Annotated in this window: 9 protein-coding genes; 6 read left to right on the plus strand and 3 right to left on the minus strand. The window is 57.7% G+C overall.

Features of this window, described 5'->3' with window-relative positions:
* Positions 1–132: 132 nt before the first annotated feature.
* Genes GRX64_RS10750 through GRX64_RS10760 form a run of 3 tightly spaced genes read right to left on the minus strand, consistent with a single transcriptional unit; the run spans position 133 to position 1,862 of the window.
* On the minus strand, positions 133–594 hold the full coding sequence (locus GRX64_RS10750) for a hypothetical protein (protein ID WP_166266986.1): 462 nt from the start codon (positions 592–594) through the stop codon (positions 133–135).
* Positions 591–1,265, minus strand: coding sequence for an anti-sigma factor family protein (locus tag GRX64_RS10755; protein WP_166266988.1), 675 nt, complete (start codon positions 1,263–1,265; stop codon positions 591–593). The genes GRX64_RS10750 and GRX64_RS10755 overlap by 4 nt, the downstream gene beginning before the upstream one ends.
* A gap of 33 nt (positions 1,266–1,298) precedes the next feature.
* Positions 1,299–1,862 (minus strand): RNA polymerase sigma factor, encoded by a 564-nt coding sequence (locus GRX64_RS10760; RefSeq protein WP_166266990.1) that lies wholly within the window; start codon positions 1,860–1,862, stop codon positions 1,299–1,301.
* Positions 1,863–2,132: 270 nt separating this feature from the next.
* Between GRX64_RS10760 and GRX64_RS10765 the strand changes: the two genes are divergently transcribed.
* The 6 genes from GRX64_RS10765 (at position 2,133) to GRX64_RS10790 (ending at position 12,002) form a co-directional block, all read left to right on the plus strand.
* Positions 2,133–5,105 (plus strand): hypothetical protein, encoded by a 2,973-nt coding sequence (locus GRX64_RS10765; protein WP_166266992.1) that lies wholly within the window; start codon positions 2,133–2,135, stop codon positions 5,103–5,105.
* Positions 5,106–5,232: 127 nt separating this feature from the next.
* Entirely contained in the window at positions 5,233–7,131 is a 1,899-nt protein-coding gene (locus tag GRX64_RS10770) for a DUF1302 domain-containing protein (RefSeq protein WP_166266994.1), read from the plus strand.
* 33 nt (positions 7,132–7,164) lie between these two features.
* Complete coding sequence (locus tag GRX64_RS10775) at positions 7,165–8,526, plus strand: DUF1329 domain-containing protein (protein WP_166266996.1); 1,362 nt, start codon at positions 7,165–7,167, stop codon at positions 8,524–8,526.
* Positions 8,527–8,617: 91 nt separating this feature from the next.
* A complete protein-coding gene (locus GRX64_RS10780) occupies positions 8,618–8,905 on the plus strand; it encodes a DUF6316 family protein (RefSeq protein ID WP_166266998.1) in 288 nt (95 codons plus the stop codon).
* Between the two features lie 252 nt (positions 8,906–9,157).
* The gene (gene lhpI / locus GRX64_RS10785) at positions 9,158–10,108 is read left to right on the plus strand and encodes a bifunctional Delta(1)-pyrroline-2-carboxylate/Delta(1)-piperideine-2-carboxylate reductase (RefSeq protein WP_166267000.1); all 951 of its coding nucleotides are present in this window, start codon (positions 9,158–9,160) and stop codon (positions 10,106–10,108) included.
* A gap of 76 nt (positions 10,109–10,184) precedes the next feature.
* Positions 10,185–12,002 carry an ABC transporter transmembrane domain-containing protein gene (locus tag GRX64_RS10790; protein WP_166267001.1) on the plus strand — a complete coding sequence of 606 codons (1,818 nt, stop codon included), beginning with the start codon at positions 10,185–10,187 and terminating at the stop codon, positions 12,000–12,002.

The raw sequence follows: 12,002 nt of genomic DNA on the forward strand, positions 1-12,002 counted from the left end.
AGATATTCCTCTCTCATCGGAGACACCGGTCAGGGACGGCTATTATTAGAACCGCTGAGTATAGCAGTGTAATGGCGTGGAAAAATCAACTGAATGGATGAGTGGTTGGCGCGCCCTTGACCGGATAACCCCTCATTGAAGTTCAGTGGCCTTCGGTTTGAGCGACTCGGACTCGAGAATCTGCAAATCAATCTCGCCCGTACCCGGCAACGCCAGATCCGGACTCTCCAAGCTAGGAACATCCAAGCCCGGCTGGCTGATTTCAAGTTCGTCGGACAGTTCACCCGGCAACTCTACATTAAGAGCATCCCGCGACTCTCGCGCCTGTTCAGCAACGGACTCTTCGAGACTCCGGGCATCATCAATGATATCTCCGGCATTCAATTCGTCAACGCTCACAGACTCCGGTGATTCGTCCAAAGACGACGGCAATTCAAGTTGCTGGACGAAGGTCTCGTTCAGAGCCTCGTCGTCCGCCACCATCCTCATGGTGACACCAAGATCTTCCTCGGCCGCCGCGGTGCCGCAAGTTGAAAGCAACACAATAACGGTGACCGATAACGCGACGCTTTTGGTAGCACTGGCTTTGATCATGATGAAGGCTCCTTGTTCCTGCTGATGGCCGTGCGGAACGTCTTTCGCTTGGACCCATCGTCCAGGTGGGCTACCAGCGTTCCAGATCCTGGAAATAAAACATTGAGCGGCAGGGCCAGCACGTTATCGCCCTGCTTTAGATTCACTTTCCAGCTCACATTGCGGCGCCCCGGAAATGGGGCCAGTTCAACATTCGCGGGTAACTCCAGCGTTAACGTGACGCCGTCCATTGCCTGCCGGGAGTTGAACGCCAGTTTAACCGTCTGGAGCCCAGACTCCACGTGGGCATCGTCGGTTCCGGGCTGTGCGCTCGTGGCGGCGATTTCCGGAACGGTTTCCAGATTGCTATTCGGGCCGAGGTGCAGGCCAATATAAACACCCAAGGCCAAAATCGCGGCGACCGCCGCTCCCATAGCAGGAAACGCCCAGGCTCGGCGACCGACTGCCCCCTGGCTCATGGTTGCTGCCTGCAAAACCCGGAACTCAAAATCGGGACTCGGCTCAGGAATGGCCTGGGCACCAAACAGATCCCGCAGTTGACGTTGTTCTTGCCATAGCAACGCACACTCGCGGCATTCGGCCGCGTGCGCTTTCAGTTTATTTTCCAAACCAGACGAAGCGTCGTCCTGGTTCAGAATCTCAATGTCTTCACGAAACTGATGACAGTTCATGGCACCTACCTCTTACTCTAAACGCTGTCGCAGTTAAAAAGGTTCCATTTCTTTTTGAAGTCGCTCGCGTAACAGAGCCCTGCTCCGATGCAGTCTTGATTTTACCGTGCCAACCGGCACGTCGAGTACGTGGGCAATATCTTCCTGACGCCAGCCATCGGCGTCGTGCAGCAATATCAACGTGCGTTGATCGGGCGACAAATCGCCCAGAAGTCGGTTCAGTGTTTCTTTTAACTGCATCTGGTCTATGCCTGCCGAGGCGTCCGGACCGGCCTCACCCAAGGACTCCATAAACGAGGTCTCTCGATCCGCACTCACCAATGTGCCGGCATTGACTTCTCGTCGCCGCGCCTGCTTGCGGGTTAAATCCACAAAATGGCGATACAGCACTCGGTTCAGCCAGGGCCTGAGCTGCTCAACACCTTCCAGCTCGTCGAGCCGTGGGAACAGTTTTACAACGACATCCTGCACCAGATCTTCCGCATCCTGCTGCTGACCGGTAAGACGGTACGCGAATTGGTACAACAATCTCAGGTTAGGCTGGACAAGGCGCTCAAAGCGCTTGGTCCGGGATGGTCGGAAGGGCAACAAGGTCAATCGAATTTCCTCGGTAAGTCGATGGCACTGCGTCGGACACGATTATCCAGTCATCTGCACAGCATGTTACCAGTGGTGGCCGCCTAAACGTAGCCTCAGCGCATTTTCAAAATTGATAACTTTCCCTATATATAAGAATTAGTTAGCGCCATTCGACCAACTTTCTTTCCTTTTTCCATAAAAAAATTTGGAACCAAGGCCATTAGACATACGTGTTAGCCGCAAAGACACAGGCTGTGTCGCATTACAAAAACCAGAAGAGGATACATCATGTTTAAGCGCCAGATACTCTTGGTTGCCGTCACCGCAACGTCCCTCGGCTTAGCCGGCTGTCTCGACAGCAGCAGTCAGACGCAAAAAAATGCAAACCCGGACTATGTAGTGGCCGGCTCAACGATCGAGCGAGGTACGCACCCTCTATTTGCGCCACTCAAAACTCAATTTCCGATTCCCAGTGATGCACTGTTCTATTTAAACGAAATCAACGATGGCACCATGCTCAATGGCAGCGATCCGGCCAACCCCGTGACGACCGGCATCGGCTTCCTTGACGGCAACTCCGTCCTGGCGCCGATTGATGTCAAGATCAGCGCCAGCCTGAGCAGTGAGCAGGTATTGGATGCGCGTGACTTCATTGCCGTCGATGGCGTCGTGGTGCCGAATCCGGATCAGAATATTTTCCTGATTCCGCTTGAATACGCCAGCGGAGACAGTCTTCAACAATCCAGTAACGAAGTGGCCGGACTCACGCCCGCTAACCAGTATCGTCGCGCCCTGGCACTCCAGGAGACGGGCAGCACAGCGGAAGCCGATGTCATCTTCGGTGCACTGCTGGAAGAAAAAATTCGGGTTGAAGTGCTTGATATAGATGGCGGTCAAAGCAACATGATCCGTTTACTGCCACTGGCGCCATTGGCAGAAAAAACGCAGTACGCCCTGGCACTCACCAACGCCATTGTTGATGCCCAGGGCCAGCCGCTGGTTGGGTCACCCACCTACCAAACCGTTGGTCATCCGGATCGAACGCTCTCCAATGCGGCCTTCCAGCCCTTTCGCGATGCGCTTGTACCGGCTCGCAGGCTGGCAACCGATTACTTCGATTTCAAACGTCAATTTTCAGAGTCTGCCGACTTCCCCTCGGACTTTAACGACGTCACCTTTTCTACCACGATCACCACCACCGCCATCGATGACGTGTTGCTGGCCAATGCTGCACCCATTACCTTCTTCCGGTCCAGTTTGCAGATCGAAGCCAGGCAGGCGGCCATTGGCCAGTTGATCAGCGGTTTCTACAACCTGACTCAACAACCGCTGGATGGCGGTTCGACTGTCGACGAACAGAACATCAACAGCGAGATTTTCAATGTCCTGACCGACACCGGTTTCCGCTTATATGACGCCAGTCTCGCCCAGGTCATCAGCGATGCTCAGGCGGCTGCCATGACCCTGGGGTACGACGACCTGGTCGGCGATACCGACACCGACCGCCGAATCGCCCACATTCTGCAAACGGCCACCGCGCTTGCCGTCGATACAGTGGCGGACGTTGAGCCTGCGGCCCAAGCGCTGGCCTCCTCAGCGCAAGCCATTGTCGACACACCCAAACCTCGGAGCGTCAGCGTATTCAGCCAACGTGACGGCGGCGACATCAACCCGGCGCTGGCACAGGATGTCGGTGGTACCCCGCTGAACATCCATGTCTACGAAGGTGAAATTACTCTGCCCTATTTTCAGACAGTGCCTGCGGACAGTGATGGGGCATTGATCCAATCCGAAAGCTGGCGCCCGGCGGATTTCTCAACCGATGCAGCTCTGGCTGATGCGCCGTCAAATCGCATTACCTATCGCTTCCCATTTGCGGGCAAAACGGTCGATACCAAGGTGCCCATTGTGATCGCTGCACCGGATACCGATCAGCTGCTGATTCAGGCCCAGGCACCAATCAATGGCTTCCCGGTCATCATTTATCAGCACGCGGTCACCACAGACCGCTCCGCCATTCTGCCCATGGCCACGGCGGCCGGTTTATCGTGTGCCGACCCCAACAACACCTACGATTGTTTTGTGACCATCGGCATTGATCAACCTTTGCACGGCATTTTCGGTCAGGGTCTGGTGGGTCTGACCCCCATCAGCGACCAAAGCGGCGCATCGATGGATGCCACCGAGCGGCACTTTGGCTTCTCCGCCAACGCCGATCTCTCTGCGACCCCTGCGGCGGCATTAACGAACCCCGAATCCGGCAGTCTGTTCCTGAATTTCGCCAACTACGCCAATACCCGGGACAATATGCGCCAGGGTACGCTCGATTTGCTGAATGTGAATGCCTCACTGCAAGCCATCGAAACCGCCATCGCCGACTGTCAGACGACGGGGAATTGTGCCCAGAACCTGACGATTGACCCCAGCCGGGTCTACTTTCTGAGTCACTCACTCAGTGGCATGGGAGGCGCCGCATTCCCGCACGTCAACAATGAGGCGATCGCGGCAGGCAACACCCGCCTGAACACCGTCACTGCCTCCAATTTCTTCAACACCGGCGGCCAGTTCACGCGGCTGATTGAGAACTCCCCATCGGTCGCACCTCGTTTGCTACCGGGTCTCGACACCGCCTCTGACGGATTGCTGGCCCAGGGCCGCACGGAGTTGAATATTTATTTCAGTGTCTTGCAGAGCCAGCTTGACTCGGTGGATCCGGTTGCCTTTGCCGGCTTCTATGCAGGCACCAATACCTTGCTGACGGAAATCGCTGGCGTGGAGGGTGACCCCGACCGTCCTACCGACAACACGGTACCTAATTCCGCCGACCAGGAGCTTTACCCGCTTGGTCCTCTGGACACCACGTTGCCTGACACCGGGTTTGTGATTGCCGGCGAGAATGCACCCCTGGCGGGTACCGATCCCTTCGCCGCTGGAATGGGCGCCGAGTCCACCCCCTTGGGTACCGAAGGACTGCCGCTTATCACCCGTTATCTGGAAGGCTCGCACGGCAATCCGGTCTCCGCCGGTCAGAAAGACGCCGACGCTTTCTCATCACGGGCCGTCTTTGACGAGATGACCGCGCAAATGCTGACGCTGTTCACCGATGGCACGGTGTCAGTGGTCAACCCATGCGTTGTCAAAGACGCAGACACCAGCGGCACAGATTGCACCGCTGACGGCAACACCGATGCCGGTGCAGACCCCGCGCCCGCTAATGGCGGTGACGGCGGCACGGGTGGCGACCTCCCGCTGGCACTGTAACCGGATTAAAGCGCGCGTTCGTCTTGCGAGCGCGCGCCCCTGATACCCAAGCGCATACCCCTGAATAGTGACGGATGCATTCCATCCAATGGGGAAGTCATGTCCAAATAATGTGGAGTCATTTCCAATGTTAATAACAAACAAACTTAAAATGAGGCCGCGTCACTTCGCCATGGCCATCGGTTCAGCGTGCCTGTGCACACCGGTTGCGGCCTTCGACTTCGACATTTATGAAATTGATGCGTCGTTCTCCACTACCCTGACCGCCGGTATTGGCTACCGTCTGGAAGATCAGGATCCGGACCTGATCTCACAGGGCAACCTGGGTCCGGAATTTGCCTTCAGCAACACGGGGGCGTCGTCCAACAATTTTGACGACGGTAACCTCAACTTCGAGAAGAACGAACCCTACTCGCAAATCCTGCGGGGCCGCAGCGAACTGTTTCTGGATTATTCGCCCGACAGTGACACACTGACTCGCATCGGCGCATTGGTCCGCGGCACTTACTACTACGACTACGAACTTAAAAACAACGACCGCGCTGTCGATCCCGTGGGGCAACGCCGGGAACTGAATGACGAAGCCAGGGACAACGCCTCGGGCGTGGACCTGCTTGACGCCTATGTCTTCACTGACTGGATTTTTGGCGATACGCCGGTGTCGATCCGTTATGGCCGTCAAGTCGTCAACTGGGGTGAAAGCACGTTCATTCTCGGTGGCATCAACGCCATCAACCCGATCGATGTGCCTGCTTTTCGGGCCCCTGGTGCTGAGTTAAAAGACGTCCTGCTGCCGGTTGAAATGCTCTACACCTCAGTAGGGCTGACTTCGGAAGTCACACTGGAAGCCTTCGTACAGACAGACTGGAACAGTTTCAAGATTGACGACTGCGGTACTTTTTTCTCATCGGCCGATGTGGCCGCCGACGGTTGTGGTCCGGTCCTTTTAGCCGGCCAGGTGCCAGATTCCCAAGCCTTCGAGGAGGGTTTCGTGTCACCCCGGCTGGGCGACAAGGAACCAGGGGACAAGGACCAGTTCGGTGCCGCGCTGCGCTGGTATGTCACGGAACTGGACGCGGAACTCGGGTTTTACTACACCCGCTACCACAGCCGGCTCCCGTATATCAGTGGTGTGGTCAACAACCCCTCTGACCCGGAGCCCAATCAAAAAAGCGACCCGAACGAACCTAACTCCCGGTTCCCGAGTTATTTTATTGAGTACCCTGGGGATATCGATCTTTATGGTGTCAGTATCAACACCACTCTACCCACCGGAACCTCATTCGGGGCCGAGTACAGCTTCCGCCCGAACATGCCGATCCAGTGGAACACCTTTGAACTGATCTATGGTGGCCTCCAGCAGCGCGGACCTGACGGTCAGGTTGTGAGCAAACTTGAACAGCGCCAGCGCCAGAACAACCCTGATTACAACTACGCGGGCAAAGCGATCGAGGGCTACGATCGCTACAACGTCTCGCAGGCTCAGGCCACGTTTATTCACTTCATTGACCGGGTAATGGGGGCTGCCCGCTTCATCATTGTTGCGGAAGTGGGCGCAACCTACATCCACGATCTGCCCGGTAAGTCCGAGGCCCGTTATGGCCGCTCCGGAATATACGGAGTGGGCACGGTACCGCTGGACGGAAGCAACTTTTCCGGTGATTTCTGCAGCCAGGGCACGGACAGTGACCCGCGCCTGAACATCAATGCCAGTAACTGCACTGGTGACGGCTTCACCACATCCTTTTCCTGGGGCTATCGCACTCTGTTCGTTTGGGATTATCCGAATGCGATCGCTGGCGTCAACCTGCGCCCCAAGCTGTTTCTGAGCCATGACGTTAAAGGCTATGCCCCGGACCCTGGTGGCAATTTTAACGAGGGGAATAAGTCGGTTGGCTTGGCGCTCGATGCGACCTACCAAAATGCCTACAAGGCATCGCTCAGTTACACCAATTATTTTGGCGGGGATTACAACGTCATCAATGACCGCGACTTCGTCGCGGCGTCCGTTTCTTATTCATTCTGATTCGAGCTTAAAGCAACAAAGGAGAACCTAACCATGATAAAACCACCATCGAATGTGTATTTCGCTCTCGCCTGCTCGCTGCTGTTATCCACACCTGTAACAGCAGCCGTCTCCGAGCAGGAGGCCGCCAAGTTAGGTGACACACTAACCCCCGTCGGGGCGCTTAAAGCCGGCAACGGCGATGAAATTCCAGCATGGGACGGCGGTCTGGTGCAGGCGCCTGATGCTTACCAGGGAGACGGTCGCTATATTGATCCATTCCCCGAAGATAAAGAGCTGTTTCGTATCGATCAAAGTAACGTTGACCAATACGCCGACAAGCTTACGCCCGGTCAGATCGCTACGATTAAAACGTATGACGACTATTTTATCCCTGTCTTCCAGACTCGGCGGTCCGGCACTTACCCTAAAGATGTGCAGCAAAATACCAGGAAAAATGCCACACAAGTGGAATTGGTTGAGAGTGGCAATGGTCTGACAAATTATAAGACCGCGACACCTTTTCCGATTCCGAAAAACGGTCTGGAGGTAATTTTCAATCACATTACCCGTTACCGCGGCGGTTCCTTTACTCGCCATGTAGCCCAGGTCACACCCCAACCCAATGGTGATTTTAGCCCGGTCAGATTCACCGAGTCCTTTACCGAGCGCGTCGCCCTCACGGACTTTGACCCTAGCGAGGACCCGAACGTGATGTTCTATTTCAAGCAGGCCATCACCGCACCGTCCCGCCTGGCAGGCAATGTCCTGCTGGTCCATGAAACCATCAATCAGGTCAAGGAGCCCCGTCGCGCCTGGCTTTATAACTCCGGCCAACGTCGCGTCCGCCGGGCACCAAACGTCTCCTACGATGGCCCTGGCACCGCCGCCGATGGCCAACGTACCTCGGATAATCTGGACCTCTTCAATGGCGCGCCCGACCGCTATACATGGGAACTGAAAGGGAAGAAAGAGCTGTACATCCCCTACAACTCGTATCGACTGGCCAGCGCTGAGTTGAGCTACGACGATATCGTCAAACCCGGGCATATTGACCAGGATCTGACGCGGTACGAATTGCACCGAGTGTGGCATGTGACCGCTACCCTGAAGGACGGCGATCGCCACGTGTACGGCAAGCGCGATTTCTACCTCGACGAAGATACCTGGCAGATTGCAGTGGTGGACCATTACGACGGCCGCGGCAACCTGTGGCGTGTCGCCGAAGCCCATGCCATGCAGATATACGACGTCAACCTCCCCGCGTACGCCGTTGAATCCCTGTATGACCTGATGTCGGGCCGGTACTTGCTGATGGGCCTGACCAACGAAGAGGATGAGCCCTATGTGTACGGCTCGGAGAGAAACTCCCGCGAGTATACGCCGGCTGCCCTGCGCCGCGACGGCGTCCGTTAATCCCGGGCCTCTGGATTAGCAACACGCTCGTATTCGCCGGCTCAACTGTCACAGGGTTGAGCCGGACACCCCGCATATAAGGAGCTGCATCATGGTTGTGGCCAGTGCATTGTATGGACTCGATGACATCAAAAATCGTCTGATCAGGCGCCAGGGCAAATGGTTTGTTCGAACCCGCGAGATACCGGAGCACGGCCCCTTCACCAACCGACTGGAAGCGATTGAAGGGCTGTTTCGACATGTGGAAATCTGCAGTGGGAGTCTTGCCAACCGGGACCGGGACGAAGCACGGGCCATAGCCGAGCATTTCATCAATACATGCCGGCTGCCCGACTGCCCATTGTGCCAACAACTGGCCTTGGCCGAGAAGTGCGCCTGAGTTGTTAACATCCGGCGATGCCGGCACACGTTTAGGCGGCCGGTCGAGGCACGAAACGCTCGCTCACCGGGCGCCTCACCTTTTTTGGCATGGGCGCCTGGTCGCTCGACAACCTGACAAAGGGCTCCGTTGAGCAGGACTCGGCCTCAGACCTTTAACCATACTTATCATTGTATTCCCCGCCGCCTCGGTTCATGTTGTATGGGCTACACAGATTGAACACACCGCAGCCCAAAAGTCTGGACGTTCATCATGCGCATCGTTTCTGCTCAAGAGGTGGCCGCCTCGTTACCCTGGTCAACGCTCATCGCGCGCCTGGCCAATACCTTCCGCGATGGGGTCGAATCGCCACCGCGCCATCACCACACCCTGCACCGCCCCGACGGCGATGCCACCATGTTGCTCATGCCCGCCTGGGAAGCCAGTGGTTACATCGGCATGAAGATGGTGAATGTCTTCCCCCAGAACGCTGACGTTGGTCTGCCCGCCATTTCCGGGGTCTATTTGCTCAGTGACGGCGCTCACGGCCAACCCCTGGCGTGCATTGATGGCAGCGAACTGACCCGACGCCGGACCGCCGCCGCGTCGGCCCTGGCCGCCCGCACGCTGGCCCGGACCGATGCCGGCAGCCTGCTGGTGGTGGGCACCGGCAAACTGGCACCGATGCTGATCGAGGCCCATGCCGCCGTGCGCCCCATCACACGGGTCCGGGTCTGGGGCCGCAACCCGGACAAAGCGGCTGCCCTGGCCTCGGCGTTTGCCGATCGCTTTGATTGCGCCGCGGTCACCGATCTGGACGCCGCCGTGTCGGAGGCCGACATTGTCAGCTGCGCCACCCTCTCGACCACGGCTCTGGTCCATGGCAAGGCGCTGAAACCCGGCACCCATCTGGACCTGGTGGGTGCCTTTAAGCCATCCATGCGGGAAACCGATGCCGAGTGTTTTCAACACAGCGAGGTGTTCGTGGACACCTACGCCGGTGCCCTGGGGGAAGGCGGGGATCTCTTGCAGGCCATGGAGGAGGGCGCCTTTACCAGGGCCGATATTCGCGCGGACCTGGCCGAACTGATTCGTGGCCACCACCCGGGACGTTCCGGGCCGGACGCGATAACGGTGTTCAAATCCGTAGGCGCATCGCTGGAAGATCTGGCCGCCGCCATCGAGGTCTGGGAACAGCTCAGGCAAGGTTTGCTGGACTGGTAAGCGCTGCACCGGAATGAGACTATTTAAGCCGGTGCTGTTTATGCCGTGCTTTCCACCCACGCCAATCGGACACCCTATGATCGCCAGTTCCACCCGCGAACGCCGACAGGCGTTTGCCATGATTTCCCACTTTGTCCTGCCATACTGGCGTCCCGTGATGGGTGCCATGGTTGCTCTCATCTTCACCGCCGGCATTACCCTGTCGCTGGGCCAGGGTATTCGATTACTGGTGGACCAGGGCTTCGTGACCCGGTCACCCGAGTTGCTCAACCAATCCGTCACGTTGTTTTTTGTACTGATTCTGGGCCTGGCCATCGGCACGTTTGCCCGCTTTTATCTGGTGTCCTGGATTGGCGAACGGGTGGTGGCCGATATTCGCAAGCAAGTGTTCGATCACCTGATCACCCTGCACCCGGGCTTCTTCGAGACCAATCGTGGGCTTGAGATCCAGTCCCGCCTGACCACAGACACCACCGTGCTGCAGTCGGTGATCGGTTCGACCGTGTCGGTCGCATTGCGCAACGTAGTGATGCTGATTGGCGGCATCATTCTGCTGTTCATCACCAATCCCAAACTCACGGCCATTGTCATGCTGGCGGTGCCATTGGTGGTGGCCCCGATCTTGATTTTTGGCCGCCGGGTGCGCAGTCTGTCCCGCCTCAGTCAGGACCGTATCGCCGACGTTGGCAGCTATGTGGGCGAAATTCTTGGCCAAATCAAAACGGTTCAGGCGTATAACCACCAAGCCGAGGATCAGGCCCGCTTTGCCGGTGTGGTGGAGCAGGCGTTCGCGGTGGCCAAACACCGGATCAAGCAGCGGGCCTGGCTCATCGCGGTGGTGATCGTGCTGATTCTTGGGGCCGTCGGCGTCATGCTCTGGGTCGGCGGGCTGGATGTGATCGCCGGCCGTATCAGTGGCGGTGAACTCGCGGCGTTTGTCTTCTACAGCTTGATCGTTGGGTCATCGGTCGGCTCGCTGAGCGAAGTGATTGGTGAACTGCAACGCGCCGCCGGAGCCGCGGCGCGCATCGTTGAACTGTTACAGACCGACAGCGAGATCACACCACCGGCCACCGGGCAGCAGCAATTGCCCGCAAACGTGGCCGGCCGGATCCGGTTTGAGGACTTGAGCTTCGCGTACCCCGGCCGACCGGATGCCACCGTCATCCATCACCTGACGCTGGACGTGCAGCCCGGCGAGACCTTGGCGTTGGTGGGGCCGTCCGGAGCCGGCAAATCGACTCTGTTCGACTTGTTGCTGAGGTTCTTTGACCCCCAAACCGGTCGCATTACCGTCGATGGTGTCGATATCCGTCAGCTTGATCCCGCCGACTTGCGACGCAGTTTTGCCCTGGTGTCGCAAAATCCGGCGCTGTTTTATGGCACGGTCGCGGATAACATTCGCTACGGCCGTCCAACCGCCGGCCTGGCCGAGGTTGAGGCCGCCGCCAAGGTCGCCCACGCCGACGAGTTCATCCGGGCAATGCCCCAGGGTTATGACACCCGTTTGGGTGACGCCGGGCTCGGCCTGTCTGGCGGTCAGAAACAACGGCTGGCGATTGCCCGGGCGTTGCTGGTCGACGCCCCGATTTTATTGCTGGACGAAGCCACCAGCGCACTGGATGCGCAAAGTGAACACCTGATACAACAAGCCCTGCCGGAGTTGATGGCCAACCGGACCACGCTGGTGATCGCGCACCGGCTCGCCACGGTCAAGCACGCCGACCGGATCGCGGTCATCGACCACGGCCTGTTACTGGACGAAGGCCGTCATCAGGACCTGATTCAGTCGAATGCCCTCTACGCCCGGTTGGCCGAGCTGCAGTTCGGCGCCGAGGCGCCAGACCGATCGGACGCCACCCCACCTCCGCTCTCAACAACCTCGCCCCACTGA

Origin of the sequence: Marinobacter caseinilyticus (assembly GCF_011074955.1) — a bacterium.
GTDB lineage: Bacteria > Pseudomonadota > Gammaproteobacteria > Pseudomonadales > Oleiphilaceae > Marinobacter > Marinobacter caseinilyticus.

Bases quoted from the DNA above. Each gene is read 5' to 3' on its own strand.
- GRX64_RS10775 (WP_166266996.1), top strand. From the start codon at position 7,165: ATGATAAAACCACCATCGAATGTGTATTTCGCTCTCGCCTGCTCGCTG.
- lhpI (WP_166267000.1), top strand. From the start codon at position 9,158: ATGCGCATCGTTTCTGCTCAAGAGGTGGCCGCCTCGTTACCCTGGTCA.
- GRX64_RS10765 (WP_166266992.1), top strand. From the start codon at position 2,133: ATGTTTAAGCGCCAGATACTCTTGGTTGCCGTCACCGCAACGTCCCTC.
- GRX64_RS10790 (WP_166267001.1), top strand. From the start codon at position 10,185: ATGATCGCCAGTTCCACCCGCGAACGCCGACAGGCGTTTGCCATGATT.
- GRX64_RS10780 (WP_166266998.1), top strand. From the start codon at position 8,618: ATGGTTGTGGCCAGTGCATTGTATGGACTCGATGACATCAAAAATCGT.
- GRX64_RS10770 (WP_166266994.1), top strand. From the start codon at position 5,233: ATGTTAATAACAAACAAACTTAAAATGAGGCCGCGTCACTTCGCCATG.
- GRX64_RS10750 (WP_166266986.1), bottom strand. From the start codon at position 594: ATGATCAAAGCCAGTGCTACCAAAAGCGTCGCGTTATCGGTCACCGTT.
- GRX64_RS10755 (WP_166266988.1), bottom strand. From the start codon at position 1,265: ATGAACTGTCATCAGTTTCGTGAAGACATTGAGATTCTGAACCAGGAC.